Source organism: Enterococcus infantis (genome assembly GCF_049166715.1).
GTDB classification, from domain to species: Bacteria; Bacillota; Bacilli; order Lactobacillales; family Enterococcaceae; genus Enterococcus_C; species Enterococcus_C leclercqii.
Genome location: NZ_JBMHFB010000003.1, coordinates 247,893 through 267,977, shown reverse-complemented (window position 1 = coordinate 267,977; position 20,085 = coordinate 247,893). Strand labels below are relative to the sequence as shown.

Here is a 20,085-nt window from a genome sequence, read left to right as displayed (position 1 = left end):
GTATGATAGACACCACGCATTCGCTATGTTGATCCTCAATCCTTTATCCCCCTTCTATCAGGTTCAGCTTGATTGCTCTTTACGTAAGCGAAGTATCATCGTATTGCTAGCTCTTTCAATCCGGTCCGCATTGAATGACGTTGGGAGTATGAAAATCGGTTCTTGTTGCTTACGTTTTTTCAATCCTCCACGCATTGTTTTGAGGGGTTGGTATTCGTGTAAATGTCCCGTTTCTTCAATAGTATACATACCGCCAGGCAATTGTTCAAAACGAACTTGTCCCTTTTCATCTGAAACTACCACATAATTTTGATGTTCACGTTTTAAAGGACGCCCTTTTTTATCACCTAGTGTAAAGGCAAGTCCCTCAACGGGTTGTTGTTCAGCATTTTGCACAAAGAAAATCAAATCAATCTTGCGTTGACGTAAAAGATAGGTCATCCAAGACCGATACAGCAAATACAATAGTACGAACAATGACAAGAACAGCCCGCCAATAATCAGCCATTGTTTTAACAAACGCCACTGATCGCCCTTCTTAACTGAAGCCGCCACTTCTTCAGTGTAGGGAACGCGATGACCTCTTACTAGCAGTCGATGAGAATTGATCATATAAGGGGTGCAAGTCAATAAAGTCACCAAGTCTTCTCCTGAAACAATGCGTAATTCTTCCGTCTCATTAGGTTCCACTACTGTAATTTTATCCACTTCATACGCTAGCTTTTCACCTAGAATTTCTAAAATGAACACATCACCTTTTTTCAGCTCGGGTAAATCAGTGAATAACATTTTATTAGGTAAACCACGGTGTGCCGATATAACTGAATGAGTGCTTTCACCACCAATTGGAAATGAGGTACCCTGTAAAACAGTCGCTCCTCGGTCCAATAGCTTATCATTCGTGGTGTCAAAAACTGGAATCTCCACATTAATCGCAGGAAGATTAATAGTCCCAATCAAATGTTCATTATAATAGGAACTGTCAGCTGAACTACCCTTTCCCTCGGTAAAAGGGTCTGCCCCAGGATTCCCGCCATGTTCTTCTAGTTCCTTATTTTCAGCAGCCAATTTCGAGCGTTGTTTCGCATTTTTCTCGGTGGCTTCGCGCTGGTATTTTGCAATCATGACTTGATCCAAATAATTGTTCAGCGCATCTGAATAGAAGGGATAAAAAGTGATCAGAATTCCTAGGAAAAAAATGAAAATCATCAAAAGCTTCCTAATTAACTGTTTTGTGTTTTTTTTCACTTCGTTCCCCCTTGCTTTAAGATATACCGCGTTGGTTTTTTCAGACGCTGTATCATTTTGCCTGACAATTTAAATTCTCCATCTTTAAGATGCCAAACCTTTGCTTTAATTAAACTTATATCTGCAGCTTCTGCTTTCACTTTATAAAAACCACCGGGTAAATCTCGAAACAAGACCTCTCCATTTTCGTCTGTGACTGCCTGCTGCGGCTGCCCATCTACTAAAATGGGCTGTCTTTTTTTGTCCATTAATAAAAAAGTGATTGGCGTAGTAGTAGTTACCATAAAGCGTAAATTATAGTGTCGTTTTGTAGCTTGATAAGCGACCACTTTTCGCCAAATCCAATAAAAGAACAAGACTAAAAATACAAAAACTGCTGTAGCTAGCAGGATTAGCCGATACGTATGATAATTTTGCGCTTTCTTTATAGATTTTTCCATTTTTTCTTGATAAGGAATTCGAACACCCGTCACCAAGAGTCGATGAGTATTCACCATGTAAGGTGTACATGTCAGTAACGTCACCAAATCTTTTCCCGGCTGAATTACTAGTGAGTCGATTTCGGTGGGCAATACCGTTTTGAAGGATTCTACCTGATAGGCTAGTTTCTCACCTAAAACATCTATATAGAAATAGTCCCCTTTTTCAAGCTTATTGAGATCTGTAAACAGTTTTTTGTCTGATAGTCCAGTATGCCCCGTAATTACAGAATGACTATCCTCACCACCAATAGGATAGGAGGTTCCTTGCAGAAGGGTCGCCCCCCGTTGCAGCAGAATATCATTGGTCTCATCAAATAGAGGCAAGCTCACATTGATTGCCGGAATATATAATGCCCCCAAAGTATGTTCTTCATAATACTCACGACCTGGATTACCTGCTCCTTTAATAGCATCTTCAAACGGATCTTCTACCAAACCCATTCCAGGAATATTCGTTTTTCGCGTCATGGCTGCATTTTTTTCTGCCATTTCGCTGATTAATTTTTCTCGCTGTGCCTCATTCCGCTCATTCGCTTCCCGCTGATATTTGGCAATCATTTGCTGATCGACAAAATTATTCAATGCATCCACCACAAAAGGGTAGGAAAACACCGCCGCCCCCGTTAAAAATAGAAGCGCCATCAATACTTTCAAGCCGAAGTTAATCTTATCCTCTTTTTTCATCAGTGCCTTCCCCCTTTCCATTTTCCCATACTATGTAAAGAAGGGAAACTTCATTTTGAAGTTTCCCTAGAAGAAGTCTAGTGATTAAACCTCTTGTTTTTTAGAATTTTTGAACCAAAGGTAAGCGCCCATCATCAATGCAGTACCAATGGCTAAGAAAGCGAAGATCCCAGTACCACCAGTTGAAGGGAGAGTTCCTTTAGGGTAGTTGACAATATTTTCGGGATCTGATAGTTCAGTAGGATCATTCATGGTTGTAAGGTAAGAATTTTCATTCACTTCAAAATTCGTAATCGGATCATTTGGTAATACGAAGCCTGGCGCTGCTTTTATTTCTTCTACAAAATAGCTTCCATATGCCAATCCTTCAACAGAAAACTCTCCACTCGCTGGAGTTTTGAAGATAGTTGCGTTAGCTTTAGCTGTCGTCCAAGTGATTGTTGCTGCGACCTTTGTATCTGTAGCATCTGTGATTAATTCTCCCTGAGCATCTGTAAACTGTGCGTACTCAGTTGTTGTAGTTTCATTTTCAGTTACTGTACGACCGACAATAAATTCTGCATCCGCTACTGCTGTCTCATTATTTCCTTTTGAGCCATCATATTTATAGAAATGATGTCCACCAGTTGTAACTTTTTCACCTGGATCTGTATCAGTGATAGTATTTCCGTTATGTTCAAAAGTAATTGTTGCCGTATTGTCTTCAAACATTTGCGGTTCAGCATCTTCAGTTAGTGTCATTACATAATTCAATCGAACTTGTTGACCAGCATAGTCCCCAAGTTTATCTAAAGTTGCATCTTCCATTTGGAAGGATACGGTGAAACCACCATCTGTTTCTGAAGGTACAACTGTGTAATCTGTTCCCAACGCTAAATCAGTAATAGCAGTCCAATCTGGTCCATCAAATACTTCTAATACCGGAGTTCCTAAGCTCTTATATTTTAAGTTCTCTGTTGGTGTATCTGTAATATCAAATTGAGTGTATAGTTTTTCATTCTCATCCTTGTTTGCATTGATATTTAACGGCATCATAAATTCAATGTTGTAGTTAATTTCTGCACCTTTATTAAAATCAGCATAGTTAATAGTCTCGCCGTTAACCTCAATTGTTTGTGTTGTTCCACCAGTTAAACTCTTATCAAAACCAACTTCAAGGTTTTTAGGGAATAGATGAACTTCTTCTACGACTTCGTCAGCTTCATTATGAAAAGGTAACATCACAACGATTGGTTGAGACCAATTAGACGTAAATGGCGGTGCATCCGTTTCAACAATCAAATAAACCTTGTTTTTCCCTTCATACTCTTCATCTGTTTCATAGTCAGCGACATCTTCAAAAGTAACTTGACCAAATTCATCAGTTCTACCAGAATTTACAACAGTATAGCTAGTTCCGCTATCTTTGATTAATTCAAAAGTAGCATCCATGTCATATTTCTCTTTAGGATCAGATTCAGATTCAGGAATTTCTGTATTGATGGTACTCCAATACTTTTCTGTAACATCATACATAGTAAATTCAGCATCTTCTAAATATTTCAATACTGTATCGTCATCAAAGTAATCTTCAGCAGCGGTTGCAGAGCCATCATTCTTAATTTCCCCTGTAACACGACCATTATCATCTAGCGTAATACCAGCAGGTAATTCATCAAAAACCAACTTATGAATTGTAATATCGGTAGTTGTGTTTAATGGTGCCGCTTCAGCAACTGGTCCTCCTCCTAATGATCCAGCAACCAATGGTACTAACATTGTTGTAGATGCCAGTAATCCCCATGTTTTCAATAACTTTCTGTTTTTCATTTCTCTTCCTCCTAAAGTAGTTTCGCTTCCTTTTTTGTTTTTATTTTTGAACTGGAGGAGGATTACTCCTCCAGTAACAAATTTCTTTACGCTCTTTTCCGTTTCTTCATATAAATCACAAACGCGATCAGCATGATTCCAAATAATGAAATCGCTGCTTTAACTTCCCCAGTACTTGGCAGTAAGCCTCCTGGTTTTTTGGGTGGATTCGTTGGCTGCCGTGGTCCGTTACTAGGTTCTTCACTGGTAGCAGGCGGATCGGAGTCCGTTGTCTTACCATCAGTGTAGTTGTAAACACGAGGCTCAATCTTGTCATAAGCCGATTGTGGTACTTTTCCTGATTCCAACTCATCCATGATTTGACCGTTGACCGTTACATAAAGCGGATTTCCCTCTGCATCAACCCACGAATCTGGAATAACAATCTCAATGGCTTTGTTTTCGGCATCAATTTCATAGCCCGGCACACTCTTTACTTCTTCAAAATAGTAGGTTCCTGAAGGTAAGAAGCGTTCTCCCATATCTACTAAGCCATCTTGGTCAGAGACAAATTTATTCACATTCGGATCATTTAGTGGGTCATTTGATCCAATCCATTTGTTTTGTAAATCTGAGGCTGGACTCATATCTAGATATAATTTTTCATTCGTGTCGTTGTATCGATATACTACAAACTCCGCACCCTGCAACGGTACACCTAATTCATCACTACCTTTTTCGCGACCGTATTTGAAGAAATAAGGGTCTCGCAAGTACCCAATATTTTTGGGATAGATATGAATTTGCGTCAATTCATTGGCTTCATCTTTTGGATTCATAATCGGCAAGACAACTGCTATAGGGATGGCTTTCTTTTCTAAATCAATGTTGAAACCTCTGTCTGGATCCAAGGCTGTTTCAACAATTAGATAGACGGCATCACGATCACCATTTAAACGTGGTACCTTGATTCGTGCGACACCCTCACCAAACTCAACATCGGACTTCGTTTTGATTGGACTATTCGTCGCTTCTTGCGGCTGCTTTCGCTCAATAAAATCGTTCAATTGATTGCGATTCATCGTACTAAAGTAAGCCACAAATTGTGTCGGCGTCATTGCCTGTGATTCATAATAATCAGTGATGTCATAGACAGTGAAATTGGCACCGTTCAGTGGTGTTGCTTTGGTAACCACATCCACGTTCTCCCACTCTGACTCTTCAATAGGCAAACCCGTATTCTGATACTCCTCGATCTCATCTGCATTGACATCTCGAGAAATATGCTTGTGTAAAATCAATTCAACATTTTCCGGTTTAGTCTCTGCATTCGCTTTTAGGCTGAAGAGACCACCAATTGTTGAAAAACTTAGAAGCAAGGCAAAAGTAACTGCTAGTAGCTTTTTCAACATTTACTTCGCCCCCTTTCGATTACGGAAGACATAGATGGCGCCCACTGCTCCCATAGTGATAATCACAGCCGCTGCTATCAAGAAGTAGTGTTCACGACCTTGACCACCGGTGGAAGGAAGCGGAACTTTCGGATCGTTTCCGACATTAAAGGAAATCTTAAGAACCTTTTGTCCATCTTCTGTGACTTCGCTTATATCTACTTCCTTGGCTTCTTCATTGTCTTCATAATGATACGTGGCAGTGCCCTCAATATTTCCATCTTCTTCAGAGATAGTAACTTCTATATATCCAGGCAATACTCTATATCCATCCGGCGATTTAGTCTCCGTTATTGTATAGGTCCCTGCAATAATAGGGTTGTGAGAGTAGATTGATCCATCCTGAGTGTTTACGACTAATTTCTCTTCTTCATCTTCAGAATTTTTAATAGTGAATTCTGCACCACTTAGTTTTTCATTTGTATGACTATCGACTTTTTGAAGCTCCAGCATCATAGGCAGCTTAGTATTCTTCACAGTAAGAGTTAGTAGGTGATCATCCGTGCTACCGCCTGTTTCACTAAATGAGTACATTTCGTTCTCGCTTGCATCATTTTCAAATTCAAAAATACCGTTCTCAGTTAGCTCAAAGTCGATTTTATCTTGGTAACTAGAGTATCCTAGCAATGAATTTGTTTCACGAACCTCATAAAGACCCGGTTGTAGATCTAAAGGATTATCAAAGTTTTGATCTTCACCAACTGCCATTTCTTCCAGTTTGCTGTAAAAGTAGCCAATACCATCAGTTGATTTGTCGTTCTCTCCGTGCACACCGCTGTATGCTTTATAGGTTCCAGCATTGTATAAGCGATTTCCTTCTTCATCTAGCGTATAAGAACGCAATTCAAAGCCGACATTATTCAGGGCATTGCCTGATTCATCTACTTTCTTAACACGAAATTCCTTTTTGCTTAACGTGTTTTCAATGGCAATTTCGATTGGGATAACTGGACTATCTCCCAGACCTTCTATTTCCGAATAAGAAATTCTATGCCATGAATTTTCTCCGGATTTTCTATATTCTAAGTTTGCTGCTCCACTCTCAGAATTTGCATTTAGCTGAACCTCCCAATATTCGTCATCTTCCGGAAGTAAATAGCCATCTGGTGCCTTTGTTTCAACAATTCGATAGACTTTTTGATTAGTTCCCAATTCATAGTTTAAATAGAAAGGTTCTTTTTCACCTGTTACAAACGATACCTTTCCTTCAACATCCGAAGTACCTGAAGCAATTTCCACGTATTCGCCATTTTCTAATGTCTGCAATGAAAATTCGGCGCCTTGTAGCGGAACTTCCGAATTTTCTCGAATTTTTTTCAAAGAAAGTTCAACAGGCTTGATTTCATTTTGCAAATCAAGTGTTACATAGAGATCTTTGAATGTAGTTTCTGCTCCTCCCTCATCACGATTCACAGTTTGGTAAATTCCAAATATATGGTCAGTTCCTTGATAAACTCCATCCCATAACAGTGGATCATCATAAGGTTCTATACCGGCTTCTGCGTAAGTCTTGAGTTCTCCTGAGGTAAAGTCTGTCAGTTCATAATGACCAATGCCTTCTATATTTTCATCGTCGTTGGTCTCTTCATCCTCTTCTAAATCACTCATATCCCGAATCACTTTCTTAATTTGGAAATCGTATTCTTTCTCAGATAACTTATAATAGGTTGGACCAGCCGTTTCCTTAACTGTATAAAGCCTACTATCATTATTATCCAAGACATTAAAGGCATGTTCAAAAGAAACCATTCCGTTAGAACCAGTCATTTTACTTTCAATTTCTTCTAACTCCCTGTTTCCATTTCCATCATCAGAAACATAATAAAGCGTTAGTGTGATTCCTTGTAGTGGCCGTCCGTCTTGCCCTGTCTTGTAGACATTTAGATTTCGATCTCCTCTAAGGTAACGGATTGATGGCGCTGGGAAATAGAGTCGTTGCTCAGCAGCAGCAGCTTGGTTTTTTATATACGCTTCATCGTTTACTGTGTAAAAATTCCCATTTTGAGCCCCTGCATCAAGTTTTGCTTGATACTTGATTCTCACCATGTCCCCTTCACCTAAAGAAATCCCTTCAAACCGGTAAGCATGATTCTTGGAACTTCCGTCTTCATAGGTAGTTGGATGTGCAACAACATCTGGTCGTGGACCATGAGTAGTTGTGTTCCACTCAACGGGTTCTTCATAGCGTAAGTCGCCACTAGTTGCAGAATCAAGATGATAAAAAGTTATCTCCGCATCCTTACCAGCATTAAATATTGAAATATTTTTACCAGTTGCATCATACAGAGTCGCATTTTGGATCGTTCGCACAAAATCTTGAGCAATTTCTGATAGTACTTTTGTAAGTTCATCTGCGGTATCGGCACTGTAGTAATACGATTCATTAGAACCTTCAGATTTTAAATCTGCCAAGTTCTTCAATACGTTTCTACCTAAGGCGTCTAATGTAGCATTATTCGAATTTCCTGATGCAAGTCCCAGACCGACTGAATAAACTTGTGCTTTTGACTTACCTTGACTTGCAAGTTGCGCCTTTTTCCAGTGATGATAAGCAATTGTTTGAGCTGCAGTACTTCTAGTTTGAGTATTTAAGCTAGGAGTACCTGGTCCGTACCAGTTATTTCTGATATTAGTGTTCCCAGTCAAGGTGTTGGGAACTTCTCCATAGCGGAAGTCCGTGTTATATTCTTGACTTGGACCTCCTTTATAATTGTCTATATCGAATTCAGTTGGATATGCGATTGTGTTGCTATCATAAAAAAGCGAAGCTTCTCCGGTTTCATAATCTCTGAAAATGGCGCTTTCAGTTTTTGTAGCAGTTGCCCAATATGCTTCTGAGCCCTCATAACCTCCACTAGCATTCCACGTATTAGAAAAACTATTGTTGGTACCCCTTTTATAAAAACCAGTATAGCTATATGTCGGCGTACCATCTCCAACAATAATTAGAATTTTTTCTGGATTTCTACCTTCTCCCCCGTCATCTTTATAAAGTAAGTCGTAGCCTTCCTTCAGCCCTTTGGTGATTGGTGTCGCACTACTACCACTCCATTTCTCATATAAAGCATTATTAATACTTTTATTCGTAAGTCTAGCTTTGTTTTCTTTGTCTGTCATCTCCATGATATTTGACTTGATATTTTCAGCCCGATAGCCTTGGAAGTCAACCATGCCAATTCGAAGATCTAGACTATCAATTTCAAAAAGATCATCCACCATAGCTGTGACAGAAGTTGTCATACTATCAAATTTTGAAGGGGGCCTCGCTGTTCCATCTGGGATGGTCTCATCCATACTAGTTGATTTGTCTAATACGAAGACAATATCAACAGCTTGTTGCGTTACTTTTTCTCCTCCAATGACATCAAGATAGACATTGTAGACAACTGTTCTATCTTGTTTCAATTTTTCAATTTCGTCCTCCGTTTTCCCCTCAATATCTTTTTCAGACAAAACAGCATAATCCGTATTTGGCTCCACCCACTTCTTAATATAGGCACCGTTATAATCTAAATAACTATTTGCAAAGTTTTGGTCCGTTCCCCAAAGCTGAACCGTTGGACCATATCCAGTTCCATCAGCAGGACTTGAACCATTATCTTTCGATGCATAGTCATAGTTACGCCAATTCGCACCACCAATATCATAATTTTCATCTGTTATCAGACTTCCATTATCGAATAGAGGACCTTTAAAGCCTTGATACAATAAACTGGTGGATTTTCCATTGGCATAATCATTTGTTGCGTGTTCTAATGAGCGCCGTTGATTTGTTGTCTCTTCCTCATAAAGCACATAATTGAACGGATCGCTTGTTGCATAGGGCCCTAGCTCTAATGACGAATCATCTGACAAAGCTCTGATGGCAAGTGATTGTTTTAACAGAAGAGATTGATCGAGACCTGTATAACTACCACCAGATTCTTGACTTTCTTCTAAAGTGTCTTCTTTTGCTTCTTTAGAAGGAATTGAAGAGTCTGCTTTATCCAGATTAGTTGATTCATCTTTATTGGAATTTGTTTCTTCGACCTCTTTGTTTTCTTCAGCAATAGGATTTTTTTCTGTATCCAATTCTTCGGTATACACATTCTCATCCATCGCTACTACTAAAGGCAATTCACCTACCTCAGCAGTTTTTTCGGATTTGAAGTTCAACGTCCCACTTGCTACCTCTGTCGAGAAAATTTTAGTGTAATACCAATCTAAATCTTTCTCATCATTCTCAACCTTCATGGTTTTGAGATCGTCGCCTTCTTCAGTAAAAGAAGCCAGTCCTTCCCCACGAATGTCACTAACCGTGCCAAACCCCGTATCTGTTGTGTCAATTGCTATCCGAAGCCTGCCTTCATTCTCACTGGCTTTCTTTTCAAATTCGATTGTCCATTCAAAGTAGTCTTCTTTTTCCTCATAAGAAGCTTCTACTTTGGCGTAATCCTCGTCCAAGACGACTTGTTTCTCAGTCGTTACCGCTTCGACCTTTTCCGGAAAAATCGTAGATAATGTTAAAGCATACGGGATTAAGATCGCGATAATCATAGTGAGCGGCAACCATAATTTTCTCATTTTCTCACCCTCTCTCTTGTTCTTACGTAAACTCTTCTTTCTCATTAGCATTTCCTCCCAAACATCCCACTTACATCAACTTACGTGAGGTGAATTAAGTTCCGACATTTTTCCAAATCAGCAATCGCAATACCCAGACTTACTTTTTTAAATTTCTGATCACCCACAATTTAATTATAACTTCATTAGTTAATATTAACAACAAATAAGAATAAGATTATAAATCGAAAGAGTATAACTATTTATTTACAACAAATGTGATTATAAATGAGTTAACTTAGATATAAAGAACAGCCCTATATTAAAACCAGCATTTTTTATCATTTTTTCTCAATTGTTTTAAATAAAATGATATTATTTTCAATTTAAAGATCATCACTATTTTTAACGGACTTATTAAATTACAGTTGATATTATTGATAATCTTTAAATTAATTCGTAAGTTTGGATGCATAAACTCATTAAAAAAAATTTGACAGCGTAATTTACTAAGCCTGTTTTCTAAAAGAAAAAAACCGATATTTTTCATTTTTTTCTAATATTTATCTAAACTTAAGCAAGTAGAAATATAATTTTTTTCAAGTAGTCATCAGAGCATTTTTTATTTCCAATCAAAAAGGTTTGAGTCTGAATAGTGCTTAATAAAGTAGAAAGGTATCTGTCTTTCCAACCTCTAATCATTTTTAACTATGCTTATCGAGCTAGTTGTGTCTGAGCAGTTCTTCTCTCTAAATTAAAAGAGCACATGAAATGATTGCGTCATCATTTCATGTGCTCTTTTAATTTATGTCATTCAGCGTTTCTTTCTTTGGATTTCAAGAGTTGATTAAGGCACCGCAATCGTCGTTTCGCCGCTGACTTTTTGGCTGCCTTCTTTGCCGTCTGCTCTTTGGTAGTAGACGGTGGCGGATTCACCTTTCTTGATGGTGACGGTAAAGCTGCCGGTTTGTTCGCGGCCGCCTTCTGTGACGGTGAAGTTGGCGACTTCTTCTTTGTCGTGTTCTTTGTCTTTCAACCAAATGGTGATGTCCTGGGTTGCGGCGGCTGACGTTTCGCCACCAGAGCTGGTATCGGTCTGTTGCGTGCTGTTACCGGTGAAACTAGCGGTATATTTCACGGTAAAGGATTCTTCTTCCGGTTCCGGCTCTTTGCCTTTAGAGAGAATCAGGCTGACCTTGTCACCGATATTGACAGGACTGCCGGCACTGGGTTCGGTACGGATAACTTTGCCTTCTGCCACGGTATCGGAGTATTCGGCGTTACCGGTGACAGCTTCCAGTTGGAGTTGTTTCAGCTTGTTATCGGCTTCGGTCTCGCTTAATCCTGCCAGGTTTTCTAAGGTCAAGCGGCTGCTGCCATTGGAGACGACCAGTGTGACTTTGGTTTGTCCCGGGATGACTTCTTGGCCTTTGGAAGGGGTGTGACGAATGACACCGCCTTTATTGATATTGTCGTCGTATTCATATTGCACGTCGATGTCTTCGCTGCGGACGCCGTTGGAGGTCAAATCAGCGACTACGCGATCTTCTGACAGGCCGATGAAGTCTGGCATGATAATTGGTTTCACACCTAGCGAGATAGTCAGTTCTACTGTGTCGTCTTTTGGGGAGACTTCGGTGTCGGCAGCTGGGTCTTGGTCAATGACTTTTCCGGCTTTGACTTCGTCGCTATACTCTTCTTTAAAGCTGATGGCACTTTCTTTAAAGCCCACCTGCTTTAGTTTTTCGACGGCGTCCTCTTTGGTTTCACCGGTGTAATCGGCCATGGTCATCTTTTTGGCACCGATGGATACGTAAAGGGTCACCTCGGCAGATTTCTTGACGCTGTCTCCGCTGGCGGGATCGGTTTTCACTATTCGGCCAGTCTCAATGGTGTCGCTAGACAGCTCCATGCTCTTATCGGCAACTTTCAACCCTGCCTCAGTCAACTTACTGCGGGCATCGGCTTCTGTCAGATTTTCCACATCGGGAACGGTAATTTCGCCACTACCGCCACCAAAGACGGCATAGGCTAGCCCACCGCCGGCTAGAATCACCAATAAAAGCGGGATCAGCCACCATTTACGACGTTTCTTTTTCGGTTCGTCGCCAGTGGCATTATCTGTTGGCGGTACTGGTGAAAGCGGCTGAGTATTGCCAATCGAATTACTCGCTGCGGCAGTCGGAATCTTGCCGGTGAGTTGGCCGACGGTAGTCGCTCCATCCGAAGTGTAAGTTCCGGTGTCTCCGCTGATTGGTGTCAGCTGCCGGGTCTCATCCAACATCGAGTGGGGCTGCCAACGAGGCTCGTTCAAGCGATTTGGTTGCAGTGCAGTCGAAAGATCATCGTACATTTCATCAGCATTTTTGTAGCGATCGGCGGGATCTTTGGCTGTGGCATGCAGGACGATATTTTCCAGCGATTGCGGGACGTTGGGATCATAGATGCGCACAGAAGGGATTTCTTCTTGAAAATGCTTCAAGGCAATGGTCACAGCTGATTCCCCGTCAAACGGCACTTTCCCGCAAAGCATCTCGTACAAAATAATCCCGATGGCATAAATGTCCGACTGATTGGTAGCCATACTACCACGGGCTTGTTCCGGTGACAGGTAATGAACCGATCCCAACATGGTGTTGGTCTGGGTGATAGAGGTCTCACTCAAAGCGATGGCGATACCAAAATCAGCGATCTTTACTACGCCGTCTTCATTGATCAGGATATTCTGCGGTTTCAAGTCCCGGTGAATGATGCGGTGCTGATGCGCCAACGAGATAGCTGACAAGATCTGTTGCATAATCTCTACTACTGTTAAGTAAGGAATTGGATAATGGGTCTGGATGTAGCGTTTCAAATCCATGCCCTTCACGTATTCCATCACTAAGTATTGCATGCCGTCTTCTTCACCGACATCATAGACGGAAACGATGTTGGGATGCACCAGTTCGGTAGAGGCCAGTGCTTCTCGTTGAAAGCGGCGAATAGCGGCTTGGTCGTTTTGGAAGTCAAAACGCAAGACTTTGACGGCGACTTCCCGATCCAAAATCAAATCCCGGGCCAGATAAACATTGGCCATACCGCCGGAGCCGATATTGCCGATGATTTTGTAACGGCCGTTGATTTTCTTGCCAATTTCAATCATGACAGACTGCCTCCTTTAGCGATCAAGAAGACCGTGATATTGTCCACTCCGCCGGCTTCATTGGCTGCGGCGATCAGCGTATCGGCTTTTTCCGCCAGTGGAGCATCCACATGGAGCACCGTCTGGATATCGGCTTCTGACACCATATTGGTGAGGCCGTCGGAACACAACAGCAAAATGTCGTCGGCTTGGGCGGTGATTTCAGTGACGTCGACTTCCACATCTCCGGGCATACCGACTGAACGGGTTAAGACATTGCGTCGCGGGTGAGTAGCGGCCATTTCTTTCGTGATTTCACCGGAACGCACCAGCTCATTGACCAGCGAGTGGTCTTCGGTCAGCTGTTTTAACTGACCATCTCGAAACAAATAGGCGCGGCTGTCACCGACATGGCCGATGACGTAACAATCGCTAAACAAAGCCGCGGCGACAATAGTGGTGCCCATGCCAGTGGTCTCTGCTTGCTCTTGGCCTTTTTCATAAATGACATGGTTTTCTTCTTGAATGTGTTTTACCATCCAAGAAGAAGCTTTCTCGGGATCTGTCAGCTGACCGGCTTCCCAAAGAGTACCCAAATCTTCAACTGTCGAGCGGCTGGCGAGATCTCCCGCTTGATGGCCCCCCATTCCGTCTGCCAAGAGCGCCAATGTGACGTCTTGTTGGTTAGTAAAAGCATCAGCGTAGTCTTGATTACTGGTGCGTCGTTGTCCGATATCGGAACGAAATGCGATTTCCATGAATAACAGTACCTCCTAAAACAAATCGGTAGCGCCGCCCTGTGGGAACGCCTGAATCACGTAGTATACAACTAGTTTGACCTTCATCGAGCCTTGAAAACAGGCGGGCTGGTGAGCCACAGACCGGCTGTCAGTTATCGCCCATGAACTGCCTAATTACCGGCAGCTCTTCATTGCTGCTTGCTAGCCTCGTTTTTTCAGACAGCTGATGAAAAAGCCGTCGGTCATGAAGCGGTCTGGATACAAGGTCAGCATCCCATCTTTGACAGCTTCTGTCAGTGGCGCGGCAACAGGCAGCTCCGCTAGTTCAAACTCCGGATGTTCTGCCAAAAATGCCGCCACTACCTGTTGATTTTCTTCTTCTGCAATCGTACACGTGCTGTAAACCAGTATACCTTGTTTTTTCAGGGCAGGCGCACAACTTTCTAAAATTTCCCGCTGAATCAGAGGAAGGCGGGCAAAATCTGCCGCTGTCTTGCCGTATTTGATATCTGGTTTGCGACGCATCAGTCCCAGCCCGGAACAGGGCGCATCGATCAAGATTCGATCAAAACTTTCCGGTGCAAAATTTTCGTGTACTTGACGTGCATCCATCTGCCGAGCTTCCACCACATCGGAAACCTGTAGTCGAGCAGCATTTTCATCAATTAACGCCACTTTTTGCTGGTGAATGTCTAAGGCGACGACTTTGCCCCCTTGGTTCTTATCCAAAAACGTGGCGATATGGGTTGTTTTCCCCCCTGGCGCTGCGCAAGCATCCAGCACACGACTGTCAGGTGCCGGGTTCAAAATCGGTGCCACTAACATGGAACTTTCGTCTTGGACGGTAAGGCGGCCAATTTTAAAGAGTAAGCTGCCTGCTAAAAAGCCTTTTTCTGCCACGAGTCCATAGGGCGAAACCACGGATTCTCGAGCTTCAATACCGTCTTCTTTCAAGGAATCAATGGCGTCTTCTCGCGATACAAAACGAGTATCTACTCGAGCAGAAACATGGCTTGGCTCAAATAAAGACAGTCCCAGTTTACGGGTGGCTTCGATACCGATTTGATGGATCAATTTTTCGGTCAACCAAATAGGCATGGAAATTTCCGTTGCCAGACGTTCAGTCGGATCTTTGATAGCAGCCAACTCAGGGATTCCCTGCCGCTGCAAGTTACGCAAGACCCCGTTGACGAATTTTGCTGTGCCGGGGTTGCCGCGAAATTTGGCGATCTCGACAGCTTCGTTTAAAATTCCGTGATCCGGCACTTTGTCCAGATACAGCATTTGAAAGACTGATAAGCGCAACAATAAGCGCACCCAGTCCTCGACTTTTTTTGCGTGTTTCAAGTAAGGGGACAAGTAGTAATCCAAAAGCTGCTGGCGGGCGATTGTCCCGTAAACGATCTCGGTCATCAGCCGCTGATCCTTGTCGGCCAACTGTCCGCTTTTGGCGACTTCACTGACGAGCAGATTGGAATAGGCGCCACCTTTGGCTACGCGTTCTAAAGCAGTCAATGCTGCCAGTCGAGCAGAGTGCCGCAGTGCTTGAGGCGGGCGTTTAGCAGCAGCACGAGAACGCGGTTTGCGCTGGGGTTGTTTTACATCATCCATTATGAATCCTCAGCCTCCCACTTTTTGGCCGACAGCCACTTGCTGGCCGACGCCGTTCAAAAATTCCCGGATCTGTTGGCGGCCTTTACCAGCAGGTTGTAACTCCGTAATACTCAAGACAGTTCCTTGACCACAAGCGATCCACAGGTCTTGCTTGTCTTTTTTAATGACTGTACCTGGAGTGGCTGACGTGGTTTCTTCTGCAAGCGGCGTCACTGCCCAAAGTTTCCAGCGACTTCCTTCATACGTGGTGAAGGCGATGGGCCACGGCCGCATCCCCCGTACCTGACAGTCCACTTGGTCAGCTGTTTTCTGCCAATCAATTTCTTCTTGTTCACGAGTAATATTCGGTGAAAAGGTTACTTTTTCTTCGTCTTGAGGGATTTTGGTGAGGGTTCCTTGCAATAATTTCGGCAAGGTTTCCAACAGCAGTTCCCGTCCCAATAGGCTCAATTTGTCAAACATTGTTCCTACATCGTCGGTTTTGGTGATGGGAAGTTCCGCCTGGCTGTAGATAGCCCCGGCATCCATCTTCTTAATCATTTCCATAATGGTAACGCCGGTCCGATCGTCACCATTGATGATGGCATAATGCACTGGCGCACCCCCGCGGTATTTCGGCAGCAAGGAGGCATGGACATTGACGGCACCAAAGCGCGGCACCTGCAGCAGTTTTTCCGGTAAAAATTGACCGAAGGCTGCTGTCACGATCAAGTCAGGGGCCAACTCTTTGATGCGTGCCATTTCGGGAGAGCCACTGATTTTTTCCGGTTGGAGGACTTCCAAGCCCAATCGAACCGCAGCTTCTTTGACTGGCGGCGGCGTCAGAACCCGTTTGCGCCCCACTGGACGATCAGGTTGGGTCACCACGGCCAAGACTTCATACTCTTCTTGCACCAAGCCTTCCAAAATCGGCACTGAAAAGGCCGGCGTTCCCATAAATACGATTTTCGTCATCTCAGTCATCCTCCTTTTGAAACGTATCGTTATTGCTATCAGACTTACGGCGCTGATTGTGGTTACTCTCATCAACGTCCGTCATTTTCAAAATGTTGGTATCTGGTATTTCGTCATTGTCAGTGAATTTGGCTGTCTCGCCATTTGCGGTGCTTTCTGTTAAGTCTTGCGCCAATTCTTCGACAATTTCTTCTGTTATTTGATCTTCCATATAGCTTTCCAACTGATCTTCTGGGATGCGTTCAATCATTTTGTCGATGAACAGCACGCCATCCAAGTGGTCGATTTCATGTTGAACTGCCCGCGCCAGAAAGTCGTAGCAGGTCATTTCCAACTCGTCGCCGTCTCTGTCGTAGTAGCGAACAGTGATTTCATCGGCTCGCGCTACAGTGCCATAGACATGCGGAATACTCAAACAGCCTTCCACATCCACATCACTGCCTTTTTTATCAATAATCACTGGATCAATCAGCTCAATCAGGTCGCCTTCTTCGGCTTCCACCACTGCCACACGGACATTGCGTCCAACTTGCGGCGCCGCCAAACCAACCCCGTCATGGGCGATCATGGTGTCGTGAAGGTCGTCCAACAAGTCCCACAGCTCTTCGGTAATTTCAGTAATCTCGGCGTTTTCCCGCCGCAGATGGTCATCAGGATGTAACACTAAAGGTAATATCATAGGTGCTTCGTACTCCAATCTGTCCCCGCTCTTTGTCAAATTATTCTCTAATGACAAGCGGGCTGTTTTTTTAGCAAGGCCTCAGCTGCAAATTTGGCTGGCGGATCCTTGTCACTTACTCTAAATGAAATTCAACGGTTCGTTGTCAATGGCAATCAACAGCCCTCGTCGCTGTGCTTGCTGACTGTCAGCCAGCAGTCGCTTGAGCGCCGCTTGTAAATGGGGCTCTTTTTTATATTTGATAATTAATTGGTAATAATAACGATTTTTCACCCGCGCCACAGTTCCCGGCGTCGGGCCAAGCAACACCGCTTGCGGACTGAGCTCACTGGACAAATCCCGCGTGATGGCAAAGATTTCCCGCGCCGCTTCCTGTTCTTCTTCATGGCTGACAGTAATCTTCACCGTAAAATAATAAGGCGGGTAGCCGCTGCGGTGACGCATCCCCATCTCTTGGCGGTAAAAAGCTTCATAGTCCTGCTGTTGTGCCAATTGAATCGCATAATGACCAGGGTTAAACGTCTGAATCACGACTTCGCCGGCTTTTTGGGCTCGTCCGGCTCGCCCGCTCACCTGTGTCAACAGTTGAAAAGTCCGCTCACTGGAACGAAAGTCCGGCAGATTCAAGGCGGTATCAGCATTCAATACGCCTACCAAAGTGATGTCGGGAAAATCCAATCCTTTGGCGATCATTTGTGTCCCTAAAAGAATCTGGGCGCGTTTTTCTCCAAACGCTTTTAAAATCCGTTCGTGGGCCCCTTTTTTACGAGTGGTATCCACGTCCATCCGCAAAATTTTGGCTTCGGGGAAGATGCCCTGAAGTTCTTCTTCAACTTTTTGAGTCCCGGTGCCGTAGTAGCGAATCTTGCGGCTACCACAGCTGGGACAGACATCAGGAATCCGTTCTTCATGACCGCAATAATGACAACGCAAGCGTTTGACATCCATATGCAGCGTCAATGAAATGTCACAATTAGGACAATCCACCACATGCCCGCAATCTCGGCACATCACAAAGCTGGAATAGCCACGGCGATTTAAAAGCAACACGATTTGTTCATCGTTAGCCAACCGGTGGGCAATCTTATCTTTTAGCACTTGGGAAAAGTTGCCGGGATTTTTTTTGGCGTATTCGTCTTTCATGTCTACGATTTCAACCGTGGGAAGTGCCGCATCAGGATTCGCACGGTGGCTCAAAGGCAACAGGGTATAGACGTTTTTTTGCGCCCGGGCCCGCGATTCCAGTGATGGTGTCGCACTGCCCAACACTACGGGGCAGCCATGATAGCAACTGCGCCAGATAGCCAAATCGCGCGCGTGATACCGAGGTGTTTCCTCTTGTTTATAAGTGGCCTCATGTTCTTCGTCCACGATGATTAAGCCGATATTTTCCAGTGGTGCAAAAATAGCAGAGCGCGCCCCCACGACAACTTGAGCTTCTCCTCGTTCAATCTTGCGCCATTCGTCGTATTTTTCTCCTTGGGACAACCCGCTGTGTAAAACGGCCACCGCATCCCCTAAGCGACTCTTGAAGCGCTCCACCATCTGGGGCGTCAAGGCAATCTCTGGTACCAGCATGATGGCAGTGCGGCCATTCGCCATCACTTCTGCAATGGTCTGCAGATACACTTCTGTCTTGCCCGACCCGGTGATACCTTCCAGCAAAAAAGTCCGGGGCTCATCTTTAGCTGCAGCAGCTAGAATCGCCTCAGCGGCAGCTTGCTGTTGGGCATTTAAAGACAACGCTGTAGTCGTCGCAAACTCCCGATGAGCAAAGGGATCTCGATAGGTTTCGACTTCTGCATAACGTAACCAGCCCGCTTGTGCGCCTTGATTCAAATTGACATTGCTGATTCCCGCATCTGTATAATGCTTCACCGGCAGCTCGGTTCCGGCTGCTTGCACCAGCAAATCCAATAGCTGTTCTTTACGCTTGGCGCCGGCTCGCAGTTGGCTTTTGATGACCTGCGCTTGTTCTGCACCTGCAATCAAAGGCTTCACCAGTCGCATCATCTTGACCTTATTTTTTTTATTCACCTGGTAGCGAATCTCCGCTGCCCCAGCTTGCCGCAGCCGCAAAAGTGCCGGCAACACACCGGCAGTTTCAGCTTGGCTCCATTCCAATTCGCCGGTTTCTTGATCCAGCAGATCCAAAGGCAGTCCGGCACTTTGGGCAGCGGCAAAATCCGTGACCCGCACGAATTTCTGGTATTCAGCTTTCATTACCGCCGGCAGCATCGTCTGTAAACAAGTAATCTTGAAGGCAAAGGTCTGCTCTTTCATGTAATCTGCCAGCTCCAGCAGTTCCGTGTTCACTACTGGTGCCAAATCCAGCACCCCGGCAATATCTTTTAACGGCGCATCCGTCATGGAATCAGCCACGATGTCGATCACAAATCCCTGGATGTGGCGATTTCCGTTACCAAAAGGCACTTCCACTCGCATACCTACTTGCACCAGCGTCGCCAGCTCTTCCGGGATATGGTATGTAAAAGGCTGGTCCGTCTGCATCGCCGGCACATCTACAATCACTTTGGCAAACTCCTGCATTTGACGGTCACATCCTTTCTGATGATTTTGTATGTCACAGCATTTAGCGGCCCTTTTTTAGACCATAACTTCAAACTGTCGGCAGAAATCCTTCCATATTATAACGGAAAAAAACGCTTTTGTCTGTAAAGGGGAAAAGCTGCCCCTGTGGTTTTAGCGAAGCTTAGAGAATAGATAGTCGAAAAAAAGCAGCTGCGTGAAACGACCAAAGAGGCTTTTATTCCTTGCTGCC

At 43.9% G+C, this 20,085-nt stretch carries 10 protein-coding genes and 1 pseudogene; all 11 read right to left on the bottom strand.

The features are described from left to right. Positions 1-63: 63 nt before the first annotated feature. The 11 genes and pseudogenes from ACOMA8_RS05170 to priA all read right to left on the bottom strand — a co-directional run bounded on the left by ACOMA8_RS05170 (position 64) and on the right by priA (position 19,853). On the bottom strand, positions 64-1,248 hold the full coding sequence (locus ACOMA8_RS05170; protein WP_421369081.1) for a class C sortase: 1,185 nt from the start codon (positions 1,246-1,248) through the stop codon (positions 64-66). After that, a complete protein-coding gene (locus ACOMA8_RS05165) occupies positions 1,245-2,414 on the bottom strand; it encodes a class C sortase (RefSeq protein ID WP_421369079.1) in 1,170 nt (389 codons plus the stop codon). Before ACOMA8_RS05165 ends, ACOMA8_RS05170 begins: the two co-directional genes overlap by 4 nt. An 84-nt stretch (positions 2,415-2,498) precedes the next feature. Next, positions 2,499-4,223 (bottom strand): SpaH/EbpB family LPXTG-anchored major pilin, encoded by a 1,725-nt coding sequence (locus tag ACOMA8_RS05160; RefSeq protein ID WP_421369076.1) that lies wholly within the window; start codon positions 4,221-4,223, stop codon positions 2,499-2,501. Between the two features lie 86 nt (positions 4,224-4,309). Next, complete coding sequence (locus ACOMA8_RS05155; protein ID WP_421369073.1) at positions 4,310-5,614, bottom strand: pilin N-terminal domain-containing protein; 1,305 nt, start codon at positions 5,612-5,614, stop codon at positions 4,310-4,312. Continuing rightward, the gene (locus tag ACOMA8_RS05150; RefSeq protein WP_421369070.1) at positions 5,615-10,261 is read right to left on the bottom strand and encodes a SpaA isopeptide-forming pilin-related protein; all 4,647 of its coding nucleotides are present in this window, start codon (positions 10,259-10,261) and stop codon (positions 5,615-5,617) included. A gap of 781 nt (positions 10,262-11,042) precedes the next feature. Beyond that, a complete protein-coding gene (pknB, locus tag ACOMA8_RS05145; protein ID WP_421369068.1) occupies positions 11,043-13,337 on the bottom strand; it encodes a Stk1 family PASTA domain-containing Ser/Thr kinase in 2,295 nt (764 codons plus the stop codon). Then, complete coding sequence (locus ACOMA8_RS05140; RefSeq protein WP_161900225.1) at positions 13,334-14,074, bottom strand: Stp1/IreP family PP2C-type Ser/Thr phosphatase; 741 nt, start codon at positions 14,072-14,074, stop codon at positions 13,334-13,336. Before ACOMA8_RS05140 ends, pknB begins: the two co-directional genes overlap by 4 nt. 183 nt (positions 14,075-14,257) lie before the next feature. Then, on the bottom strand, positions 14,258-15,667 hold the full coding sequence (rsmB, locus tag ACOMA8_RS05135; protein ID WP_421369064.1) for a 16S rRNA (cytosine(967)-C(5))-methyltransferase RsmB: 1,410 nt from the start codon (positions 15,665-15,667) through the stop codon (positions 14,258-14,260). Positions 15,668-15,676: 9 nt separating this feature from the next. Then, positions 15,677-16,624, bottom strand: a complete 948-nt coding sequence (gene fmt / locus ACOMA8_RS05130) for a methionyl-tRNA formyltransferase (RefSeq protein WP_421369061.1) — start codon at positions 16,622-16,624, stop codon at positions 15,677-15,679. 190 nt (positions 16,625-16,814) lie between these two features. Further along, positions 16,815-17,303: pseudogene (gene def, locus ACOMA8_RS05125) on the bottom strand (peptide deformylase); the annotation flags it as partial. Between the two features lie 120 nt (positions 17,304-17,423). Next, positions 17,424-19,853, bottom strand: a complete 2,430-nt coding sequence (gene priA, locus ACOMA8_RS05120) for a primosomal protein N' (RefSeq protein WP_421369059.1) — start codon at positions 19,851-19,853, stop codon at positions 17,424-17,426. Between the last annotated feature and the right edge of the window lie 232 nt (positions 19,854-20,085).